At 64.0% G+C, this 22,588-nt stretch carries 22 protein-coding genes; 11 read left to right on the forward strand and 11 right to left on the reverse strand.

All coding sequences use genetic code 11. The features are described from left to right. Window positions 1-374: 374 nt before the first annotated feature. The 8 genes from dnaK to VI340_RS01980 form a co-directional block, all read right to left on the reverse strand. Entirely contained in the window at window positions 375-2,279 is a 1,905-nt protein-coding gene (gene dnaK / locus VI340_RS01945) for a molecular chaperone DnaK (protein WP_336357660.1), read from the reverse strand. A gap of 165 nt (window positions 2,280-2,444) precedes the next feature. Beyond that, window positions 2,445-3,131, reverse strand: coding sequence for a nucleotide exchange factor GrpE (locus VI340_RS01950; protein WP_336357661.1), 687 nt, complete (start codon window positions 3,129-3,131; stop codon window positions 2,445-2,447). A 75-nt stretch (window positions 3,132-3,206) separates the two neighbouring features. Then, a complete protein-coding gene (locus VI340_RS01955) occupies window positions 3,207-3,398 on the reverse strand; it encodes a DUF1328 family protein (RefSeq protein WP_336357662.1) in 192 nt (63 codons plus the stop codon). A 43-nt stretch (window positions 3,399-3,441) separates the two neighbouring features. Beyond that, complete coding sequence (locus VI340_RS01960; protein ID WP_336357663.1) at window positions 3,442-4,062, reverse strand: hypothetical protein; 621 nt, start codon at window positions 4,060-4,062, stop codon at window positions 3,442-3,444. Between the two features lie 90 nt (window positions 4,063-4,152). Next, window positions 4,153-5,043 (reverse strand): RNA-guided pseudouridylation complex pseudouridine synthase subunit Cbf5, encoded by an 891-nt coding sequence (locus VI340_RS01965; protein ID WP_336357664.1) that lies wholly within the window; start codon window positions 5,041-5,043, stop codon window positions 4,153-4,155. A gap of 4 nt (window positions 5,044-5,047) precedes the next feature. Then, window positions 5,048-5,626 carry a (d)CMP kinase gene (gene cmk, locus VI340_RS01970; protein WP_008310814.1) on the reverse strand — a complete coding sequence of 193 codons (579 nt, stop codon included), beginning with the start codon at window positions 5,624-5,626 and terminating at the stop codon, window positions 5,048-5,050. A gap of 45 nt (window positions 5,627-5,671) precedes the next feature. Next, the gene (locus VI340_RS01975; RefSeq protein WP_008310812.1) at window positions 5,672-6,562 is read right to left on the reverse strand and encodes a DUF106 domain-containing protein; all 891 of its coding nucleotides are present in this window, start codon (window positions 6,560-6,562) and stop codon (window positions 5,672-5,674) included. 87 nt (window positions 6,563-6,649) lie between these two features. Then, window positions 6,650-7,300 (reverse strand): adenylate kinase, encoded by a 651-nt coding sequence (locus VI340_RS01980; RefSeq protein ID WP_008310811.1) that lies wholly within the window; start codon window positions 7,298-7,300, stop codon window positions 6,650-6,652. Between the two features lie 104 nt (window positions 7,301-7,404). On the opposite strand from VI340_RS01980, the gene VI340_RS01985 reads away from it, so the two are divergent. Continuing rightward, on the forward strand, window positions 7,405-7,857 hold the full coding sequence (locus VI340_RS01985) for a peroxiredoxin (protein ID WP_336329917.1): 453 nt from the start codon (window positions 7,405-7,407) through the stop codon (window positions 7,855-7,857). A 71-nt stretch (window positions 7,858-7,928) separates the two neighbouring features. On the opposite strand, the gene VI340_RS01990 is transcribed toward VI340_RS01985, so the two are convergent. Further along, entirely contained in the window at window positions 7,929-8,978 is a 1,050-nt protein-coding gene (locus VI340_RS01990) for a PAS domain-containing sensor histidine kinase (RefSeq protein WP_008310809.1), read from the reverse strand. A 204-nt stretch (window positions 8,979-9,182) separates the two neighbouring features. After that, complete coding sequence (locus VI340_RS01995; protein ID WP_008310808.1) at window positions 9,183-10,058, reverse strand: homoserine kinase; 876 nt, start codon at window positions 10,056-10,058, stop codon at window positions 9,183-9,185. A 123-nt stretch (window positions 10,059-10,181) separates the two neighbouring features. On the opposite strand from VI340_RS01995, the gene VI340_RS02000 reads away from it, so the two are divergent. Then, window positions 10,182-12,413: a sensor histidine kinase gene (locus VI340_RS02000; protein ID WP_336329916.1), complete on the forward strand. Its 2,232-nt coding sequence runs from the start codon at window positions 10,182-10,184 to the stop codon at window positions 12,411-12,413. A gap of 11 nt (window positions 12,414-12,424) precedes the next feature. Continuing rightward, complete coding sequence (locus VI340_RS02005) at window positions 12,425-13,786, forward strand: NAD(P)/FAD-dependent oxidoreductase (protein ID WP_336357665.1); 1,362 nt, start codon at window positions 12,425-12,427, stop codon at window positions 13,784-13,786. Window positions 13,787-13,849: 63 nt separating this feature from the next. Here the strand turns inward: VI340_RS02005 and VI340_RS02010 are convergent, their stop codons facing one another. Further along, window positions 13,850-14,458 carry a DUF6149 family protein gene (locus VI340_RS02010; RefSeq protein WP_336357666.1) on the reverse strand — a complete coding sequence of 203 codons (609 nt, stop codon included), beginning with the start codon at window positions 14,456-14,458 and terminating at the stop codon, window positions 13,850-13,852. Between the two features lie 121 nt (window positions 14,459-14,579). On the opposite strand from VI340_RS02010, the gene VI340_RS02015 reads away from it, so the two are divergent. The 8 genes from VI340_RS02015 to carB all read left to right on the forward strand — a co-directional run bounded on the left by VI340_RS02015 (window position 14,580) and on the right by carB (window position 22,543). Continuing rightward, entirely contained in the window at window positions 14,580-15,830 is a 1,251-nt protein-coding gene (locus VI340_RS02015) for an NAD(P)/FAD-dependent oxidoreductase (protein ID WP_008310804.1), read from the forward strand. A 48-nt stretch (window positions 15,831-15,878) separates the two neighbouring features. Continuing rightward, entirely contained in the window at window positions 15,879-16,103 is a 225-nt protein-coding gene (locus VI340_RS02020; protein ID WP_008310803.1) for a hypothetical protein, read from the forward strand. A 52-nt stretch (window positions 16,104-16,155) separates the two neighbouring features. Beyond that, window positions 16,156-16,572, forward strand: coding sequence for a DUF7124 domain-containing protein (locus VI340_RS02025; protein WP_008310801.1), 417 nt, complete (start codon window positions 16,156-16,158; stop codon window positions 16,570-16,572). 66 nt (window positions 16,573-16,638) lie between these two features. After that, window positions 16,639-17,418: a hypothetical protein gene (locus VI340_RS02030; RefSeq protein WP_008310798.1), complete on the forward strand. Its 780-nt coding sequence runs from the start codon at window positions 16,639-16,641 to the stop codon at window positions 17,416-17,418. A 54-nt stretch (window positions 17,419-17,472) separates the two neighbouring features. Further along, on the forward strand, window positions 17,473-18,006 hold the full coding sequence (locus VI340_RS02035) for a DUF5815 family protein (RefSeq protein WP_008310796.1): 534 nt from the start codon (window positions 17,473-17,475) through the stop codon (window positions 18,004-18,006). 49 nt (window positions 18,007-18,055) lie between these two features. After that, window positions 18,056-18,817, forward strand: coding sequence for a hypothetical protein (locus VI340_RS02040; protein ID WP_336357667.1), 762 nt, complete (start codon window positions 18,056-18,058; stop codon window positions 18,815-18,817). Window positions 18,818-18,904: 87 nt separating this feature from the next. Beyond that, a complete protein-coding gene (locus VI340_RS02045; RefSeq protein ID WP_008310792.1) occupies window positions 18,905-19,135 on the forward strand; it encodes a hypothetical protein in 231 nt (76 codons plus the stop codon). Between the two features lie 156 nt (window positions 19,136-19,291). After that, on the forward strand, window positions 19,292-22,543 hold the full coding sequence (carB, locus tag VI340_RS02050) for a carbamoyl-phosphate synthase large subunit (RefSeq protein WP_336357668.1): 3,252 nt from the start codon (window positions 19,292-19,294) through the stop codon (window positions 22,541-22,543). Window positions 22,544-22,588 lie beyond the last annotated feature (45 nt).

Consider the following 22,588-nt stretch of genomic DNA (forward strand, 5'->3'; position numbering starts at 1 on the left):
CGCTAGGCGATCCCTACTAATACTCCGATTCCTTGGTTAGGAGGATCGGAACAGCGATGTGCCCGCTCACAGCGATTGTCAACTCAACATGATGGAACGCAGCCATGTACTGAACAGATACTCCTACTGACCCAATCCGACCGCTTCGTGAATCCGACAACGCTCCCCAGACCCGTGGATTCAGCTTCAGCACTTCCGGCACTCAAAAAATATGTGCCGTTCACCGTTGCGAGCCCGCCAGACACGTCTAACGAGCTGGTGAAAACGACTTATTCTTCGTCATCGTCTTCGAGACGTTCGCTCCGCTCACGTCTCGAAACACCGGAAGATATCGCTTCGCTCATCTTCCGAGCCGACGACTCGGCCTCGTCCTGTTAGTCCTCGTCTTCGTCGTCGACGTCTTCGAAGTCGGCGTCGACGTACTCCTCGCCCTGCTCTGCAGCGCCGCCTGCTGCGCCACCTGGTCCAGCGGCTCCGCCGGCCCCGGCTGCGCCGCCCGGACCAGCGCCCGCGGCACCGCCGGCGGCCTGCTGGGCCTGGTCCTGGTACATCTGCTTGCCGATCTCCTGCAGTTCCTCGCTCAGGGTTTCGGTGACCTCCTCGTAGTCTTCCTTCGTGGCGTCCTCGTCTTCGAGGACTTCCTCGACGTCCTCGATTTTCGCCTCGATGTCGGACTGGAGGTCTTCGTCGATCTCCTCCTCGTTCTCGTCGAGGAGCGTCTCGGCACGGCGGACGGACGCTTCGGCCTCGTTGCGCGCTTCGATGCGCTCGCGGCGCTGCTCGTCCTCTTCGGCGTGCTGTTCGGCCTCCTGTTGCATCTCCTCGATCTGGTCGTCGGAGAGGCCAGCACCGCCTTCGATGGTGATATCCTCCTTGTTGCCCGAGCCCTTGTCCTCGGCTTCGACGTTGACGATCCCGTTCTCGTCGATGTTAAAGGACACTTCAATCTGGGGCGTGCCCGCGGGGGCCGGCGGGATGCCGGAGAGCGCGAACGCGCCGAGCAGTTCGTTCTCCTCGGCAATCTCACGCTCGCCCTGGAAGACGCGGATCTGGACCTGCGTCTGGTTGTCTTGAGCGGTCGTGAAGATCTTCGACTCCTCGGTCGGAATGGTCGTGTTCTTGTCGATGAGCCGCTCGAACAGACCACCCTTGACCTCGACACCCAGCGACAGCGGCGTCACGTCGAGCAGGACGATGTCGTCCACGTCGCCGCTCAGGACGCCGGCCTGGATGGCCGCGCCCAGCGCGACGGCCTCGTCGGGGTTGACGTTCTTCTTCGGCTCCTGCCCGGTCATCTCCTCGACCTGGTCCTGCACCTGGGGCATCCGCGTCGAGCCACCGACGAGAATGACCTCGTCGATGTCGCTTTTGGTGTATTCAGCGTCGGCAAGCGCCTGCTCCGTCGGGCCGACGGTGCGCTCGATGAGGTCCTCGGTGAGGGACTCGAACTTCGCGCGCGTGATCTTCTGTTCGAGGTCCAGCGGCCCGTCGTCCGTGGTCGCGATGAACGGGAGGTTGATGCGGGTCTCCTTGCGCGAGGAGAGCTCGATCTTGGCTTCCTCGGCGGCTTCGGTCAGCCGCTGGAGGGCCTGCCGGTCGTCGCGCAGGTCGATGCCGTGTTCGGCCTCGAACTCGTCGGCGAGGTAGTCGATGATGGCGTGGTCCCAGTCGTCGCCACCGAGGTCGTTGTCCCCGTTGGTCGCGACGACTTCGTAGACACCCCCACCGAGGTCGAGGATGGAGACGTCGAAGGTGCCGCCCCCGAGGTCGTACACGAGGACCGTCTGGTCGGACTCGTCGTCGAGGCCGTAGGCCATCGCGGCCGCGGTCGGCTCGTTGACGATGCGTTCGACCTCGAAGCCGGCGATCTCCCCGGCGTCCTTGGTCGCCTGGCGCTGTCGGTCGTTGAAGTACGCCGGGACGGTAATGACGGCCTTCTCGATCTCGTCGCCGAGGTACTCCTCGGCGTCGTGTTTGATCTTCTGGAGGATCATCGCCGAGACCTGCTCCGGCGTGTACTCCTCCCCGTCCAGTTCGACCGAGTAGTCGTCCTCGCCCATGTGGCGCTTGATCGACTGGATGGTCTCGTCGGGGTTCTTTACCGCCTGGTTCTTCGCCGGTTTCCCGACGAGTCGCTCGCCGTCGTCGAACGCGACGACAGAGGGTGTCGTCCGCTCGCCTTCGCCGTTGACAATGATTTCGGGGTCGCCACCTTCCATGACCGCGAACGCGCTGTTCGTGGTCCCAAGGTCGATACCCAGAATCTTGTTGCTCGCCATCTTACCCGCTCATAGCGGATTGCGCCGGTTAAAAGTTGCTAGATGTACTGATCGGAAAAACGGACAAAGGGGCCTCCTCCGGGCGTTTTTCTACTCGGTGGCGTTCCCTGACCGGTGATTATTTAATGTACCGCAATACGACCGCTATACCGTCGTGGTCGCCCGCTACTCCTCGCTCTCGCTGACGGTTACCTGTGCCTCGCGCAGCACTTTGTCGGCCATCTCGTAGCCCGGCCGGTGGACATCGGCGATGGCTCCGTCCGGCTGGTCGCTGTCGACGCGGGCGAGCACCTGATGCTGTGTCGGGTCGACGTCTCCGCCCGGTTCGGGGTCGATAACCTCGACGTTCTCGGCGTCGAGCACGTCGTCAAGCTGGCGGAGCGTGGACTCGACTCCGCCCCTGATATCGGTGTCCTCGTCCTGTCCGAGCGCGCGCTCCAGATTGTCCCGAACGTCGAGCAGGCGCGTCACGAGGTCCTCAGTGGCACGCTGTTGCTCCTGTTCGCGGCGCTTGTCCATCCGCTTCTTGTAGTTCTGGAACTCCGCCTGCTTGCGCTTGAGCTTCTCCTCTAGCTCCTCGATGTCGCCGTCCTGCTGTTCGACCTGCGATTCGAGACTGTCTGCGCGCGTCCGCAGCGCGGAGAGTTCCCGAGCGATGTCTTCGGGGTCCGATTCGGCGACCCGGTCGACCAGATCGTCGTCGACGTCGAACTCGCCCAGGTCAACCTCGTCTGCGGTGACGTCCTCGGGGGCGTCTTCGAAATCCGCGTCGACGTTGCCGTCCGCTTGCGCCTCGCTCGCGGTCGACTCCTCCGTCGCGGCCGTGTCGTCGGCTGCGTCCTGCTCGGTCATACCCGATAGAAGTCGTCACATGGATAAAAGGATTCAGAAACGGTGTGGCGGTGACACTACCCACCGAAGCCGGCGTCACAGGAGGAAGCTAACGACCATCAGGACGAGGAACACGACGACGAGTATCTTCGCTATTCGCATGCTGAGCCCCGCCACGCCCCCCAGGCCGGCCAGCCCAGCAACGACGGCGAGGACGAGAAACAGCAGCGCTAGTTCGAGGAACCCGCCACCGGGCTGAAGCGGGACCGCAATTAGTAGGTGCTTCATGACGTTGTGTACCGCCCATCCCGATTTATTATAGGTCCCCTAATCAGGGACCGATGGCGAACGCGCCGGGGTCGTACTGGAACCGCGTTCGATAGGCAGTCCACTCACCGAGTTCTTTCAAGCGGTATTTCGCGAAGGAGGGGTTCCGGACCAGTTCCAACTCTGCGAGCCGTTCTCGGACCGGGTCGAAAAGGGTCGCCCAGTCGAGTTCCTGGAGCGATTCGTCCGGGTTCGCTTCGCTCTCAGTGAACGTTAGTCCGTCGTCTGTTCGCTCGATGGTCCCGTACTGGTACCGGGTCCAGACGGTATACTCACCGAACGGAACGGTCTCAGTGGGTGGCGGCGGTCGACGGTACTGCGCCTGAAACCGCTGGTGTAGTTCGTCGCCACCCCACAGCACTCCGCGGGTAAGGAGCTTGATCCGTCGGTTGGCGTCAACGCCGCTGTTGTAGACGATACGTGCGTGTTTGTATTCGCTGGACCGGAACTGCTCGGCGACGTCGTTGTCATGGTGGATATCGATCTCGTACTGATACGGCAGTGGCGTCCGACTTGCGCGTTCGAGCACTGAGACCGTCTCCTCGCCCCGGCGCAGGTCGTCGTACGGTCCTGTTCCACGCCACTGCGCCGGGTCAGCCTCGTCGGGGTCGACCCATCGGTCCATACTAGTACTATGCGTGAAGCGTTCTTAGCTTTTCCCGCGGCTCATGAGTACCTGACCCGGAATTATCGACGTTGGCCCCGGAACGACGACCTACACCAGCACGCGGTCGAGTTCGACAACGAGGCCGCTGTCGGCGTCCGGGTCGGCGACGAGCATCCCCAGACAGACCGCAGCGCCGTCGGGCGTGACACAGACGACCTGCGACCCCACCTCGGCCGTCGCGTCACCTACTTCGGCCAGGCCGGCTTCGATGACACCCGGCGCATACACCGGCGCACCGTCTTCGACTTCCCGAGCAGCACTCGGTGCAATCGTGACCCGCGGCAGGTGGACCAGCGCGCGCTCCGCCGGCTGGATAATCTCGCGGAGTTTCCCCTCGTCACCCTCGTCGGCAAAGGCTAGCGCGTCGACGAGGTCGTGCATCGTCGACAGCGACGCGTCGTCGAAGGTGCCGGTCGCCGTCCGGCGGAGGTCGCCCATGTGTGCGCCCGTACCCGCCGCCAGCCCGATGTCGTGACACAGTTTCCGGATGTAGGTCCCCGAGGCACAGCGGACCCGCAGGAGCAGTCTGCGCTCGGCCTGTTCGAGGATATCCAGCGCGTGAATCCGCCGCGAGCGCAACTGGCGCTTGACCGCGCTCTTCCGGGGCGGCTTCTGGTAAATCTCGGTCTCGAACTCGGCGACGATGTCCGTGATGTCGGCCGGGGCCTGGTCGTGGAGTTCGAGCACGGTGACGTACTCCTTGACAGCGTCGTCGAACACCTGGGCCATCCGGGCGGCGTCGCCGAGCAACACGGGCAGACAGCCCGTCACCTTCGGGTCGAGCGTCCCGCCGTGGGCGACCCGGTTCTGGCCGGTGGCGTCGCGAATCCAGGCCGCGACCTGGTGGGCCGAGGGTCCCGGGGGCTTGTCGAGGTTGACGACGCCGAAGGAGCGAAGCGAGTCCAGGTCCCGGTCGTCGGGCGGGGCACGGAGCGTCATCGACTCAGAACTCGTACCGGATGTTCTCGACCGGTGCCTTCCCTTCGTCGCCGTCGGGGCTGTACGATTCGACGGCGTGCAGGGTCACGCTCAGAACGCCCTGCGGGTCCCAGCGGGCGGTGTTGACCGCCAGATCGTAGATAGAGAGGTCGTCGAAATCGATGTCGTAGTAGTCGCTGTAGCGCTGGGCCTCGCTCTCGCCGCGCTCCCGGGTTTCAGTCTTTGCCTGCTCGAAGGGCTTGTTCTCCCGCGTCGCGATGCGGTCGGCGCGTACATCGAGCGGCGCGGTCAGCCACAGTTTCATGTCGGCGTACTCGCCCGCCATCCAGCCGGCGAGACGGGACTCCAGTACGAGGTCGTCGCGCTCGGCGGCGATATCCCGGAGCCGGCGGTCCAGATCGCGGTCGATCTGGTCGTCCTCCTCGGCTGCTTTGTTCAGTTCGAGCGGCGTCATCCCGCGTTCCTCGGCCAGCGAGCGGAAGATGTCCCCGCCGCTGACGTGCTCGTAGCTCAGGGCGTCGGCCAGGCTCTTGGCAAGTGTGCTCTTGCCGCTGCCGGCCGGGCCGGAGACGGTAATCAACATAGAGGTGTTCGGGAGGCCCCGATAGAAAGGGCTGTCTCTTCGCGCCTACCCGGTCGGCGTCGTCTCGACGTTGAGCGCCTTCCGGATGATCTGGGTGAACGACAGCGAGCACAGGAAGTACCAGACGATCCACGCCTGAACTGGGCCGGCGACGCCGTTGCGCCACGCTTCGACCTCACCGAAGATGGGCAGCGTGATCACTGGGCTCGCCTCGACGCCGGCTCCGAAGACGATCCAGTAGAGCCAGAGGAACAGCGGGATGTTGACCAGCATGATCCACACCATCGGGCGGAACTGCTGTTTGAACATCCCCATCTGGTCGGTCATCAGCTCCATCTGCTCCTCTTCGAGGCGGTCAAGTGCCTCCTGGTCGTCGCGTTCCTTCGCGGCTTTGCGGCGCTCTTTCAGGTCCTCCATCTTCTCCTGGTGGTCGCCCATCCCCGACATATCCATGAGGTTGTCCTGGAGAATCGTCGAGGTGGTGCCGGTGATGATCGCAAGCACCAGGATGACGACATAAAAGGGAAGCATATCGTTGAGCGGCCCGAGGACAATGTCGATGACCCCGCCTGCGATAACGTCGCGGACCGAGGTCATCGAGTAGCCTGCGAACAGGCCGAGCGTCCCGAGGCCGGCGAGCTTGTCCCACTTCGACCAGCCGCTGTCGTCGTCATCGTCGCTGGGCTCGGCGTCGGACTCTTCGAGTGCCTCGCGGACGCCCTCGGGATCGTCGATAACGAACCCCTCGCCGTCGGCGTCGATGAGCAGGCCGGATTCGATGAGCCGGCCCCACTCGCCGCTCGTGAGGTCGTCGCTCACGTCGCTCCAGGTGACGGTCCCGTTCTCTTCGGCCGCAGCGAGTACCGTCGAGAGCGCATCAGTCATTGCCTCGCCGTCTTCGGCGAGTCGTTCTACCTTCGGCGCGGTACGTGCCATTGTGTGTGCTTGAGGTGCGACGGCATATCAACGTTTTACTCTGACTGTCTCGACGATGTCGGCCTCGAACGGCGGTTCCGTCGCGTCTCAGGCCGTCTGTGCGTCGACGGCGTCCTGAATCTCGCTCCAGACCTCGTCGGGGGTCTGTTCGCCATCGACGGCGACGAAGCCGTCGTGGTCCCCGTAGTGGTCGATGACCGGTGCGGTGTTGTCGTCGAACACGTCCAGTCGGTTGCGGACGGACTCCTCGTTGTCGTCGTCGCGCTGGATGAGGTCGCCGCCACAGTCGTCACAGACTCCGTCCTCTTCGGGCTGATTGAACTCGACGTGGTAGTTCGTTCCGCAGTCGTCACAGACCCGCCGGCCCGTAAGTCGGTCGACCAGTTCCTCGCGGGACACGTCGAGCGAGAGGATCACGTCGAGTTCGGTCATCCCTTCCAGTTCCTCGGCCTGGTCGAGATTGCGCGGGTAGCCGTCGAGTACGAACCCGTCGGCCTGGGAGAGCGCCTCGTCGACGATGGCGTTGACGACCGCGTCCGGCACGAGGTCGCCCGCTTCCATGTACTCGCGGGGCGTGTCGTACTCGGTGTCCATGTCGCTGATGTCCATGTCCTTGTTCCCCCGGAGCGCGTCTCCGGTCGTGATGTGTTCGACGCCGTACTCCTCGGCGAGGTTGGCGCTCTGGGTCCCTTTGCCGGCTCCCGGCGGCCCGAGAATCAGGATTCGCGGATTCGACATAGGCAGGGTTTCCAAGGGGTCGGTTAAATGGTTGTCCAAATCCTGCCGTCGGGTCGTGCTGCCGCCACCCAAAGGTGTGTAGGCCCCGCCGACCAACCGATGATATGCTCGAACCCGGAGCGCCAGCGCCCGAGGTCAGCGCACAGAACCAGTTCGGCGAAACAGTCTCGCCTGACTTCGAGGAGCCAACAGTGGTGTACTTCTTCCCGGAGGACTTCACCGGCGGCTGTACCATTGAAGCCCGCGATTTTCAGGAACACCTCCCGCAGTTCCGCGAGGGCGGTATCACCGTCTACGGCGTCTCGATGGACGACGTGGCGACCCACGACGAGTTCGCCGAGGCGGAAGGCCTGCTGTACGACCTGCTGGCCGACCCCGACGGGACCGTGGCCGAAGCGTTCGGCCTGGACACCAGCGGCGGCCGGACGGACCGCCGGACGTTCGTGCTGGCCGACGGCGAAGTCAAGTCCGTCTACGACCCAGCCCCCTCGAACCCCGAGGGCCACGCCGAGGAAGTGCTCCACGACGTTCGCAACGAGTACATTCAGGGCGGCTGACCTGCCTTTCGTCTTTGGCTTCTCGGTTTGAGTATCTGCCCGACCACGTCCCGTAGTCGAGGACCGGCGCGCTACTGCTGGTCGTCCGGCGGGTCCCGCGCCGGTAAATAGAAGAAGACGGCGTTCCCGTCACCGCTCCGCTCGAATCGGAGCTCACCGCCGAGAGACTCGATACACCACTTCATGACGAACAGGCCGACGCCGGTACCGTGCGCCGTTTCTGTGGCCTGCGTCGGGTCGAAGAGCGCGCTGATCTCCGTATCTGGAATCGGGGGGTTCGAATCACGAATGCAAATCTCCACTCGGCCGGTGTTCGGTGACGGACCGATGCGTACCTCGACTGACGGGGTGACAGCCTCACTGTGAATGATTGCGTTCTCGATGGCGTGGGTGAGTGCGTATGTGAATGCGTCATTGCTGTCTACCCACAGCTCCGCCCGTTCGGTAACGGTAATCTCTGAAGTAGGGTAGTCGGTCAGGATGGTGTTCACGATACCTCGTACCCTGCGCGTGACGTGACAGCGAGTGTAGTCTGTGCCGGGGCGCGCGACTGCCCGTTCGATCTGCTTGACGGATTCGACGATGTTTGTGAGGTTTTCGACGCGGGACCGAATCGTCTTGCTGGCGTCCCGCACGGCCTCAGTCCCGGCTGAAGCTGTGATACGAGCCGTGTTTCCGGCGATGACTGTCGCTTCGTTCCGCAGGTTGTGTCGCAGTATCCGCCAGAGGAGCTCCTCGCGGTGGTGTGTCTCGAAGTACTCCGTGATGTCACGGATCTCCGCACAGACGTACGTCCCCCCGGACACGACCCGTTCCGAGAGGTGAATCCGGGCCCAGATGAGCTCGCCGTCCGCCCGTTTGATCCGCCAGGTGAACTGGCGCGACTCGCCCGCGGCGCTGTCCTGCAACCGGGACCTGAAATCGGCGACAGAGTGGACGAATGTGTTTGCGGTGTACTCGCTGATCGACCGCTCGCGCAACTCCGAAACCGAGTATCCGAATATCTCTGCCAGCCGTTCATTGCCGTCCAGAATAGCACCACTGTCGGGGTCGTACAGTGCGATGCCGATGTTGAGCGCGTCGTATGCTGCTGGAAGCGCGTGCCCCGTCTGAGATGCCATTGATAGTTCAGGTAGCTCGGCGAGACGCCTTGTTGTTACTAATAGCAGTACATAGTGCTATAACGCAGTACAGACATCTCGTCGCCCAGCGGGGTAGTTCTCCGTCGCGCTGACGGGAATGCTCGTTCAGACTCCTTGACGACTGCCTTCGAAACGGAACCAGCCGCTACTCGCAGAGGTGCCGGCTCGGACCTGCGGACGGTCTCAGAACACTTCAGCGCCGCCGCCGATTCGGGTCTGGTACACGCGGGCGTCGACGCCGCGCTCACCGAAAGCGTCGAGCATCGTGCTCGCGATTTTCCGGCGGTCTTCCTCGGCACAGGCGGCGATAACCGTCGGTCCGGCTCCGGAGATAGTGACGCCGGTGGCTCCGGCCGCCAGCGCGGCCTCGCGGACCTGCTCGTAGCCGTCGATGAGTTGCGCGCGGGCCGGCGTCACGACGGTGTCGTGCATCCCCTGGCCGACGAGTTCGGGGTCGTCGCGATGCATCCCCGTCGTCAGCGACGCGGCGTTGCCAACCGTCTCTACCATCTGATCGACGCGGGCGGTCTCGGGGACGACGTTGCGCGCGTCCCGCGTGGAAACGACGATGTCGGGGAGACACGCGACGAGGGGGATGTCGGCGTCGACCTGCGTGACGCCCTTGTCAGTCGCGATGGTGAACCCGCCCATTATCGAGGGGGCGACGTTGTCGTCGTGGGCGTCCCCGGAGACGACGGCCTCGCCCTTGGCGGCGATGGGAACCAGTTCCTCGCGGGAGTAGCCGCGGTCGTACAGTTCGTTCAGCCCGACGGCCGCCGCGGCGGCGCTGGCCGCGGAGGAGCCAAGCCCCGATGCGGGACGGACACCCTTGTCTATCTGAATGTGGGCCGGCGCATCAAGCGCCTCGGCGACCGCGCCGACGGTGTTTTTGTCGGGGTCCTCCGGGATATACTGGCTGCCAGCGCCAGTCATTTCGATGGTGACCCGGTCGGCCTTCTCCAGACGGACGACGTCGGCCGGACGCTCCAGTGCGACGCCGAACACGTCGAAGCCGCTCCCGAGGTTCGCACTGGTAGCCGGCGCCCGGACTGTCAGCATGCCTGCGAATTTCAGCAGTGTAGGCAAAAAGGTAGCGAACCGACACTGTGGCCGTTTCGCAGTACTGAGAACGCGGCCCAAAGGCATAATACAGGGAAACCTGACGTTGGAATAGGTATCGATATGGATGTCGACATCGCCACGGTCGCCATCCTCGGGAACGCGGGTGGGGCGCTCATCGGTTTCGCAATCGCTGTCGTCGCCGCCCGAAACCAGGATGTCCCCGGCGCTCGCCAGTACGGCTGGCTCGCGGTCGCTGGGGGCTGCTGGTGTGCTATCTCGATATGGCAGATAGTCGTTTCGGACCCCGCCGCTGTCAGGACAGTGTACCTGCTGTCGCGAACCGCCGCTATGCAGGTCATCGGGCTCTGGGTCGTCTTCGCGCTCGTCTACACCGGCCGACAGTCGTGGCTTCGGCCATCGTCTCTCGTCCCGCTGTTTCTCGTGGTGAACGCGGACGTGCTATTACTGCTGACGGACCAGGCACACGACCTCGTCGAAGTGGCGGCCGTGCCTGTCACTCAGCTCGGTACGACGCTGGTCGCCATCCAGCGCGGTCCCACGTTCGCGGTACTTCTCGCCGTCAGTTACGGGCTGTTACTGCTCGGATACGCACTCCTGATCGAGTTCTTGTTCCGGTCGCAGAACGTCTATCGGCGACAGACAGCGGCGATCATTATCGGAACCGGCCTTCCGATATTCGTCGCTGTGCTGTATGATTTCGGCTACACGCCGCACCCGGCCATCGACTTCACGCCGGTAGCGTTCTCGCTCAACGCGGTGCTCGTCGGCTGGGTACTGTTCAAGGACGAATCGCTGTCTGTGACGACGCTGTCGGGTGACACCCTCGTCGACAACCTCCCCGACCCAGTCATCGCTCTCAACGACGACTGTGTCATCATTGATTACAACGCCGCGGCGGCCAGCGCGCTGGATCACCCGGACCCCGACGGAGAGCTACTTGACGACCTCGTCCCGGGGCTCGTTGACCACATCGAGCGTGGCGAGGTGTTCTCGTTCGGAGATTCGTTCACGTACTACAACCCACAGACGACGAGCCTCACCGACCAGTCCGGGACGGAACGCGGTCGGCTCGTCGTTCTCAGGGACGTGACCGGCCAGCAGCGCCGTCAGGACCGACTCGAAGCGCTGCAGGCCGCGACCCAGCAGTTCATCGAGGCCGAGACCGCCGAGGCGGTCGCGGAGATGGCTGTCGAGTTCGCGACGGCCGTCCTCGACCAGAACGCGGCGGGCGTGTTCCTCGAAGACGACGGCATCCTCGAACCGGCCGTCATTAGCGAATCGATTGCGGAACACGTCGAGGACGAACTGCTGTACGCCTCGCCGACGGACGAGCCCGAAAGCAAACTCTGGAAGACGTACGAAACCGGTGAGATACAGGCCGTCTCGCTCGATAAGGACGGACTCGACCCACTGGACAACGCGCTGATGCTGCCGCTTGGCTCCCACGGCGTGATGGCGATTACGTCCCACGACAGCACCCTCGCCACGGAGGACAGGCGGTACGCCGCGATTCTCGCACAGACGACGCAGGTAGCCCTCGACCAGGTCGAACGCGAGCGCGAACTCCGCCAGAGCCGAAGTTCTGTTCAGCGACGCCGCGAGCAGATCGAGTTCTTCAACGGCGTCCTCAGACACTCGCTGCACAACGCGATGGTCGTCATCCGCGGCCGCGCGGAGCACATCAGAACCGACGTGCCGCGGTCGAAACGACGGCATCTCGACAGCATCAGCAACTGGTGTGGGAAGCTCACGGAGATGAGCGAAACGATCCGGGATATCAACAACACCGTGACGGCGAGCGAAGCTGAGCGGTTGGACGCCGTCGACCTCAACGCCACGCTCCGTCGCTCGATTGAGTCGCTCCGGGTCGAGTACGAGTCGGTATCGGTCTCCTGTGAACTGGTCGGAGACTACAGCGTGCAGGCGAACGCACTGCTCGAAGAGGTCCTCCTGAGCATCCTCCGGAACGCGGTCGACCACAACAACGCCGACACCCCGCAAGTGGCCGTCTCGGTCCAGCAGGCCAGCGACTGGCTGCAGGTCCGTATCGCCGACGACGGCCCCGGAATGAGCGACGAACTGAAGACGACGGTGTTCGAACGCGGGCTCTCCCCCGACCAGACCGCCGGCGGCTTCGGCCTCTACTTCGTCTCAGTCATGATGGACCTGTACGGCGGGACGCTCTGGTTCGAGGACAACCACCCGACGGGGACCGTCGCGATCCTCGAATTCCAGCAGGCGGTGACGGGTGATGAGGCGGAAGATGACTTCGGACCCGACGACACGGAGACGGCGGCGACCGAAGCGCAAACTAAATCCCACGACCGCTGATAGGTCGGGGTATGATTGGCGTCGTCGGTGGCGGTATCGCCGGCCTCTCGGCAGCGTACCGGCTCCAGCAACGCGGCCACGAGGTCCGTGTGTTCGAAGCGAGCGAGGATCTGGGCGGCCTGGCAGCGACCTACGAGACGGCCGGGGACCCCATCGAGAAGTTCTATCACCACCTCTCGAAATCCGAGGAAACCATCGTCGAACTCGCCGAGGACCTGGGCCTCGGTGACGCGGTCGAGTGGCACATCGGGAAGAACGCCTACTACGTCGACGGCGTCGTCCACTCCATGGACAAGCCCTGGGAGATCCTCTCGTACCCGCATCTCTCGCTGTACGACACGTTCCGGCTGGGGATGCTCGTCCTCGACATCGACGTTCGCGGCGGCGTCCCGAAGTTCGACACCTACGAACGCTTAGAGGACTTCGAGGACGTTCCCATCGAGGAGTTCGTCGTCGAGCACACCAGCCGGGGCGTCTACGAGAACTTCTTCGAGCCGCTGCTCGACGCGAAGTTCGGCGACCGGAAAGACGACGTGAGCGCCGCGTGGCTGCTCGGGCGGGTCAAGTTTCGCGGCGAGCGGGACATCCTGAACGGCGAGATTCTGGGCTACTTCGACGGCGGATTCGGCCGACTGCTCGACGCGCTGGTCGACGCCGTCGGCCGCGAAAATATCTCCACGGGCACGCGCGTGACCGAGGTCGATACGAGCGGCGGGACCGTCTCGTCGTTGACGGCCACGGACGGAACCGAGACGACGGTTCACGAAGCCGACGACGTCGTCGTCGCGGCGATGCCGAACGTACTGGAGGCGTTGACCGGCTACACCTGCGATATCGATTTCCAGGGGACGGTGTGTTCGGTCATCAGTATGGACGAACCCCTGCTGGATACGTACTGGCTGAACATCGCCGACGACGCCCCCTTCGGCGCGCTCATCGAACACACGAACTTCGTCTCCGCCGAGCGGTACGGCGGCGAACATCTGCTGTACGTCGCTCGTTACATCCAGGACGAATCCGAAGCCATCTGGCAACAGACCGACGACGAAGTCGCCGAGACGTGGCTGCAGGGCATCGAATCCCTCTTCCCCGAGTTCGACCGCGACGCCGTCAACTGGATTCGGACGGGCCGCAACCCCCGGACGGCACCGGTGTACGAGCGCGGCTATCTGGACATGGTCATCCCCTACGACCTCGGCGACGCCGTCGCGGACGGTCTCTACTACGCCGGGATGGCCTCGCGTGCCCAGTATCCGGAGCGCTCGCTCAACGGCGGTATCGTCGCGGGCTTCGAGTGCGCCGATCGGATCGCACGCGACCCGTCAGCGGCGACGAAAACCGACGATTCGCCGCTTTCGGAAGCCCAGCGCTGAGCGCTCTGCTGCCCTCAAATCCGTTCTCTATCGGAAAGCCCAATTCGGTGTGTGCCGCCCGAGTTAGTCGCCAGCCGCGCCTTCCACGTCGTCCTCGTCGACGACCGGTGCGTCGGTCGGGCTCACGTCGTCCGGCTCCTCGCGGCCGCCGCCGACGACCATCTCGCCGTCCTCGGTTTCGACGTAGACGTCGTCGGCGAAGCCACCGACGGCGTGGGGGTGTTCCGGCTCGTCCAGCCGCTCCGGCGTCGACGGTGCGTCGGCAACGCCACCGGCTGGGCGGAACGTCCCGAGCGGGTCGTCGATGGTGATGCCGTGGGCGTCGAAGAAATCCGCGTACCGCTCGTAGTGGGCTTCGAGTTCGTCGGCCGGGAACTCCATCATCTCCGTCCAGCCGTGGTTGTAGAAGTCGAAATTCGCCTGGATGTGGGTGATCTCCCGGGCCTCGGCCTCCGAGTACTCCGCCTGGAGCGCGGCCACGTAGGTGTCCATCGTGGCGTCGAAGAAGTCGTCGAGGTGGTCACGCCGCTCCTCCCGGTGGGCCTCGTCGGCCTTCCCGAGGAAGATCTTTGTGTGGAGTTTCACCAGCCCGTAGTTGGCCACCGACCGGACGCCGGGTGTGGTCAGCGCCTTCTTGCTCGCCCAGTGGCGCGGGTTCTGGTATATTTTCATTTCAGTCACGAATACGGGCTACAGCGCCTTCAAATCCCCGACTATCGGTGTCTTCAGTGCGCTATCGCAAACGATACGCAGATAGCAATCCACATTAAGCCTGATTTCGTACCGCCCGTACATGAGCACGTCGCACGTAATCATCGGTGACGGCATCGCGGGTGCGTCCGCAGCCGAGACAATCCGGGAAGCGGACCCGGACGCGTCGGTCACAGTCCTGACCGACGAGGGGGAGGCACTGTACAACCGGATCCTCATCAAGGAGTTCGCCAAGGGGAAGCTGCCGGAAGCGCCGATCTCCATCCACGAGCCGGAGTGGTACGACGAGCGTGATATCGACCTGCAGCTGAACACCCACGTAACGGACATCGATCCCGACGCTCACGAGATCCACACCCACAAGGGGGACACCTACGAGTACGACAAGCTGCTGGTGGCCACGGGTGGGACGCCGGCACAGCTCCCGGTCGAGAACAGCGACGCCGACGGCATCCACCACTTCTGGACGTTCCAGGACGCGCGTGGCATCCGCGAGCACGCTGACGAGTCCGACCAGGGCATCATCGTCGGGGCGGGACTGCTCGGGATCGACCTCGCGGCGGTCTGTGCCGCACAGGAAATCGACGCGAAGTACCTGATGCGTGGCAACCGCTGGTGGCGCTACGCGCTCTCGGAGGACGGCGCGGAGATCATCCACGAGGCCCTCGAAGAGAACGGCGTCGAACCCGTCTTCGAGTCCGGCGTCGACCACTTCGAAGTCGACGACGACGGCCACGTCACCGGTGCCGTCGACCCCGACGGCAACCACTACGACGGCGAGTGGGCCGGCGTCGCTATCGGCCTGAACTTCAACACCGAGTTCCTCAACGGAACCGGGCTCGAACTCGACGACGGCGTCGTCGTCGACGAGTACATGCAGACCAACATCGAGGACATCTACGCCGCGGGCGACCTCACCCAGTTCTACGACACCATCCTCGACTCCCAGGCGCAAAACGGCGCGTGGGGCTCGGCCAAGGAGCAGGGGTCGGTCGCCGGGACCAACATGGTCGCAGACGCCGAGGAGAAGGAGTTCCGCTGGGTCTCCTCGTACTCCATCACGCACTTCGACTTCCCGTTCCTCTCCTTCGGGCACCCGACCCGCGGCGACGACGAAGCCGAACGGAAGTACTCCGACAGCGAGTGGCGGCGTCTCGCCTTCGAGGACGGACAGCTCATCGGCGGCGTGCTGATCGGCGACCTCTCACAGCAGTCGGCGTTCAAACAGCTCATCCGCGAAGAGCGTCAGGTCGCGGAGAAGAAGGAACTGCTGCTGGAGAAGGAAGTGGACCTCGAAGAAGTGAAGGCACAGACGCCCGCCCCGGCCGAATAAGGCCCGCCGACACCGATCTTTTTCAGCGCTGCGGACGTAGTGACGCGTATGCGTGACGCCCTCTCCAGCATCGTTGCCCGGCTCACCCGTCGTGACGGCCAGTCGGGTGGGGCAGACACGGCAGCCGATGACAACGCCAGTTTCGCCGGCTCGCTGCTCGATGCGTCGGTCAATTACAGTCACGGCCAGAGCGACCGTCAGGCCACTAGCGAGATGGCCGCAGTGCAGGAAGAGGCCAACCGCCTCGCACAGGCGGACCAGCACCGCGAGTAACTACCAGCAGGAGAACGACGCTCTTTTTTCGCCCTAAGGCGGAGAGTCGCGTATGGATGGCGGCAGCGGCGATATGACACTCGCGTTCGACCTCGACGCCCTCAAGCAACTGGCCTACCCCGACAGCGTGTTCAACGACGCGCGCCAGTGGTCCGAGTACGTCGGCGTCATCTCCGAACAGCCCACCTACGTCGTGACTAACTTCACCCGGAAACACCGGATCAGACAGGACTTCTTCTCGGGGCCGCGCGGCCGCGAGGAGAGCCTCGAAAACGTCAAAGAGCAGTTCGACACCGACCGGCACGTCTTCGTCGGCGGAACCGATGAGGACGCCGACCTCGCCGAGACGGCGGGCTGGGAGTACCTCCCCGTCACGCAGGCCGCGGAGGCGGCCGACTGGGACCTCGGCGAACCGGAGACGCCGGACGCGACAACCGACGCGGACGAGGAGCGCGACGACTGGCCGTAGGCGCGGACATCTCCGGCTGACAACAAGTCGAGTAGTTTTATATTTTCCCGGTTATGGGTGGTGTGTATGGCCCTCCAAATCGGCCGTGCCTTCCAAGACGGTATCGACGAACTACTCAGTGAGCGCGGGGCGGTGTTTGCCGGCGTATTCATCGTCTATGGATTGCTCAGCTCTGTCGTCTGGGCGTCGCTTTCACAGGCGTTCACAGAACTGTTCCTGGGGCAATTGCCGAGCGATGCACAGGTCAATCAGGCGGCAATGGCTGGCGGGACGCCACTGGCACTCGACCTCCCGCTTGCAGTTGCTGCCGTCGGCGCGCTCGTGCTGTTTGTGGTCAACGAAGCGCTGAACATCGTCGCGATTCGTGCCTTTGCCAGCGATGACCGTGAACCGATTCCCGACAACGTGGGCCGGCGACTGGGCAAAACTGTTGGGATCGCGATCGCAGCCGGCATTCTCACTACTATCGCAGTGGGCGTCGGCCTTGTTCTGCTTATTATCCCCGGACTGGTGTTTGCACTCCTGTTTTTCTTTGTCCGACAGGAGATTGCGCTGAACGACAGCGGAATTATCGAATCAATCAGCAACAGTGTCAGTATCGTCACCGACAACCTCCTCGCCGCGTTTGTCCTTGCCGTTGTGCTCGCGGTGCTCGGATTCGTTCTTGGGGGGGCTTTCAGCCTCCTCCCGATATCGCTACCACCGATGGTCCTGACGACGGTATCGACGGTTCTCTCCAGTGTCGTCGGCGTGTTCTCGATTGCTGTGACGACTGTCGCATATCTCCAAGCGACTGAGTCTGACCACGATGTCGCCCACGAGACGGAGTCCGTCGGCGGGCTCTAGGCCGCTGCGGTTCGTATCGCGGCCTTTAACCACGGGAGCGACCAATCACGGATAATGGCTGAACCGCGCGTGCCCGGCGGGCGCGAGTCCGAACTCGAACTGGCCTGTGGCGAACGCGTCGACACGCATGACCTCCATCTGGGCATGCGGGAGTTCGCGTGTGACTGCGGGAAGACACACGCCGTTGTGCTGGACCCACACCCGCTGGCACGCTTCGTTCCGGAGTTTCTCACCGAGGTGCTGCACGCGACCATCGAGACCAACGACGACTACGACGAGTTCACGACTGTCCACCTGATGGGCGTCGTGATGGAGGAGTTCCCGGAGAAGGTCGTCGCCGCCGACACCAGCGAGGACGGGTCGGTCGGCTTCTCGCTGGCGTGGGTGAGCGATTTCGACTCCCGCCGCCTTCACGAAATCGTCGTCGAACTGCTCGTGGAACTGATGGAACACGCAATCAGCCACGCCGAGGACGACGACGTGATGGCGGAGTTCGAGGAGCAGATGCTCCAGTTCGACGTCGACGCGTTCGTCGAGCAGTACCGGGACGAGCGGAACTTCGACGGCCGGTCGGACACCGCAATCTGAGGCCGACTGCGACCTGAGTACTTAGTGGGTCTGGCTCGCACACCTATGCATGGCGGGTCGTGTGGTGATCCTGCTCGTGCTCTTGCTTTTTGCGGGCTGTGGAGCCTTCGGCGGGGCGGAGCGACAGACGGTGACGCCAGTTCCGGTCCCCGAGCAGTCTCAGGACGGCCGGGTCGAACCCGCCCTGACCGAGGACGCCGTCGACGCAAGGCGACTCGCGGCGGCCCACCAGCGCGCGACGCGGACCCGCTCGTACGTGCTGGGGATGCGGCTGTCGCTGGAATGGGGCACGCAGATCGTCTCGCTCGTCGTCGACGACAGGTATCACTACCAGTTCCGGACCGAAATCGTCGACCAGAACTACACCAGGCGGGTGTACACCAACGGGAACCGACGCTACGTCTACGACAAGCGAGCACAGGGAGCCTGGACCACAGCGAGGCGGCCAACCCCGGTCAGCGGGGTACTCGACCCCGACCCTGCGCGACTCATCGAAGCCTACCTCGCAACGAACGTCAGCGCCGAGCGCCCGAGGGACAACTGCGACACCTGCCCCGTGATACTCACGGCCACGGACCCACCGGCGGCGTTCGAACCAGCCGACAATTACAGCGTGCAGGCGATTGTGCGGCCGGACGGGCTCGTCCAGTCGCTGACGGTATCGTACTGGGACCGCTCCAGGAACTCCCTGGTGAGCTACGAAATCCGGTACTCTGCAGTCGGCGAGACAACCGTCTCCCGACCGACGTGGGTCCGAAAGCGCTGGGGGAACGCGACAGACAGCGACCTCGAACTGTCCGACAGCCAGTGACACGCCGCTGTCGGTCGATTTCCCGAAATCAGCCGTCTGACTGTTGTCTGACGGTGTTATATGATGGTTGCGGTGTTGTAACTGTGTATGGCTATACGTGAGGGAGAGTTCGAGCGCATCCTGACAGTGCTCGAAGAAGCCGACGCCGACGGCACGCTGACGGCCCGCGAGATATGTGACCTCCTCGAAGAACACGACGAGGCGTTCGGGAGCGCCCACCGTGTCGCGACAGTCCTGGGTCGCCGTGCGCAGTCCGGCGAGGTCGAGGTCATTCAGGGCCAGCCCTACCGGTATCGCGTTCCCGACCGCGACAACTGACGGCTCTCAGCACCGCTACCGTCGGAATTCTAACTTGTGGCTCCGCTGTGAGACAGCCAATCGTGTGACACACATACGTTACGATATTCGAAATTAGGCTTCGAGCTTCGCATCCTTTCGCCGGGCTTATTACGATGTATAGACTCCGCTCGTACAATGACAGCGGACGAGGACCGTACAATCCTGCTCATCGGCAGTGGCCCGATCAAGATCGGACAGGCGGCCGAGTTCGACTACTCCGGCGCACAGGCGTGTCGCGCCCTCCAGGAAGAGGGTGCCCGCGTCGTGCTCGTGAACTCGAACCCGGCGACGATTATGACTGACCCGGAGATGGCCGACAAGGTGTACCTCGAACCCATCAACACCGAAGCCATCTCTGAGATTATCCGGAAAGAAGACCCCGACGGCGTCATCGCCGGCCTTGGCGGCCAGACCGGCCTGAACGTCACGGCCGAACTCGCCGAGGAGGGCGTCCTCGACGAGTACGACGTGGACGTGATGGGGACGCCGCTGGACACCATCTACGCGACGGAGGACCGCGACCTGTTCAAACAGCGGATGGAGGACATCGGTGAACCGGTGCCGCGCTCGACGACCATCACGCTCGACGAGGGCGAGTCGGTCACCGATCTGGACGAGGAATCGCTCGTAGACCGCGTCGAAACAGCTGTCGACGCGGTCGGCGGGCTTCCCGTCATCGCACGCACGACGTACACGCTGGGCGGTTCCGGCTCCGGTGTCGTCGACGAGATGGACGAACTCATCGAACGCGTTCGCAAGGGCCTGCGCCTCTCGCGCAACAACGAGGTCCTCATCACCGAGTCCATCTCCGGCTGGGTCGAACTCGAATACGAGGTGATGCGCGACGCCGACGACTCCTGTATCATCATCTGCAACATGGAGAACATCGACCCGATGGGCATCCACACCGGGGAGTCGACCGTCGTCACCCCCTCGCAGGTCATCCCTGACGAGGGCCACCAGGAGATGCGCGACTCCGCGCTGAAAGTCATTCGCGATCTGGGCATCCAGGGCGGCTGTAACATCCAGTTCGCCTGGCACGACGACGGCACGCCCGGCGGCGAGTACCGCGTCGTCGAGGTGAACCCGCGCGTCTCCCGCTCCTCGGCGCTGGCCTCGAAGGCGACCGGCTATCCGATTGCCCGTGTCACGGCGAAGGTCGCGCTCGGCAAGCGTCTCCACGAGATCGACAACGAGATTACCGGCGAGACGACCGCCGCCTTCGAGCCGGCTATCGACTACGTCGTGACGAAGGTCCCACGCTGGCCCATCGACAAGTTCCGCGACACGGAGTTCGAACTCTCGACGGCGATGAAATCCACCGGCGAGGCGATGTCTATCGGCCGGACCTTCCCCGAGAGCCTGTTGAAGGCGCTTCGCTCCTCGGAGTACAACCCGGCTGCCGACTTCGACGAAATCGACGACGCGGAACTCGAAACGGAGTACCTCGAAAAGCCGACGCCGGACCGCCCCTACGCGATGTTCGAGGCGTTCTGCCGCGGCTACACCGTCGAGGAAGTCGTCGATATCACCGACATCAAGGAGTGGTACGTCGAGCGGTTCAAAGAGGTCGCCGACGCCGCCGACGCCGCCCGCGAGGGCGACTACGAGACCGCCGCACAGGCCGGCTTCACCGACCAGGAGATCACCGCGCTGGCCGGCGGTGAGTTCAACGACACGCACGTCTCCTGGCTCCCGGCGGACCTTGACGAGGACGGCGGCGACGAACCGGAAGTCGAGGCAGCCACGGACGGTTCCGGTGTCACAGTGGACACTGTCGAGACGGAGACGACCGACCGCGACTTCAAGCTCGTCGACACCTGTGCCGGTGAGTTCGAGGCGACGACGCCGTACTACTACTCGACGCGGGACCCGCTGTCGGGTATCGACCGCGACGAACTCCAGATCGACCCCGACTTAGAGAGCGTCGTGGTCGTCGGTGGCGGCCCCATCCGTATCGGGCAGGGCGTTGAGTTCGACTACTGCTCGGTCCACGCGGTCCGCGCACTGGAGGACCTGGGCATCGACGCCCACGTCGTCAACAACAACCCCGAGACGGTGTCGACGGACTACGACACCTCCGACGGGCTGTTCTTCGAGCCGGTCACCGCCGAGGAAGTCGCCGACGTGATCGAGGCGACCGAAGCCGACGGCGTGATGGTCCAGTTCGGCGGCCAGACCTCCGTCGACATCGGTCACCCGCTCGAACAGGAACTCCAGCGCCGCGACCTCGACTGCGAGATCATGGGAACCTCCGTCGACGCGATGGACCTCGCGGAGGACCGTGACCGGTTCAACAAGCTGATGGACGAACTCGGCATCTCACAGGCCGAAGGCGGCTCCGCGACCTCCAAGGAGGAAGCCCTGGACCTGGCCCACGACATCGGCTACCCCGTCCTCGTGCGCCCGAGCTACGTGCTCGGCGGCCGTGCGATGGACGTGGTGTACAATGACGACGACCTCGAAACGTACATCGAGGAAGCCGTCCGCGTCAGCCCGGACAAGCCGATCCTCGTCGACGAGTTCCTCGCCGACGCCGTCGAACTGGACGTCGACGCCGTGGCCGACGAGGACGACGTCCTCATCGGCGGCGTGATGGAACACGTCGAGACGGCGGGTATCCATTCGGGCGACTCCGCCTGTATGATTCCGCCGCGGTCACAGGAAATCAAGGACGTGATGCCACGTATCCGCGAGGTCGTCGAGGACATCGCCGACGCGCTCGACACCGTCGGTCTGCTGAACGTCCAGCTGGCCGTCCGCGACGGCGAGGTGTTCGTCCTCGAAGCGAACCCGCGCTCGTCCCGTACCGTTCCGTTCATCTCCAAGACGGCCGGCGTCCCGATCGCGAAGATCGCCGCCAAGGTGATGTCCGGCGCGACGCTGTCGGAACTCGACGTGCAGGAGCAGATTCCCGAGCAGGTCTCCGTCAAGGAAGTCGTGCTGCCCTTCGACCGCCTGCCGGGTTCGGACCCGCGTCTCGGCCCGGAGATGAAATCCACCGGCGAGGTCATGGGGACCGCCGGCTCCTTCGGCAAGGCCTACCAGAAGGCCCAGATGGCCGTCGGCAAGGCAATCCCGCTTGAGGGAACGGCCATCGTCGACCTGCCCATCCTCGGCTTCGAGGAGCACTTCGACGTGCAGGACTTCGACGACTACGCGGACACCGACGCTATCATCGACGCCATCCAGAGCGGCAAGGTCGACCTCGTCCTCTCCCGCGACCGCGACGTGCTGGAAGCCTGCGTCGAGGAGACCGTGACGTACTTCTCGACCCACGAGAGCGCCGAAGCGGCGCTGGAAGCCATCAACTCCGCCGACCAGCCACTCGCCGTCCAGGCCATCGACGAACGGCCAAAGACCCAGCGCGAGTGGGGCGCTGAGTAACGCCGGCTAGCCGCGGGAGCAGACCGCTCACCGCGGCGGCACCGA

It is taken from the genome of Haloarcula sp. CGMCC 1.6347 (assembly GCF_037078395.1).
Classification (GTDB): domain Archaea; phylum Halobacteriota; class Halobacteria; order Halobacteriales; family Haloarculaceae; genus Haloarcula; species Haloarcula amylolytica.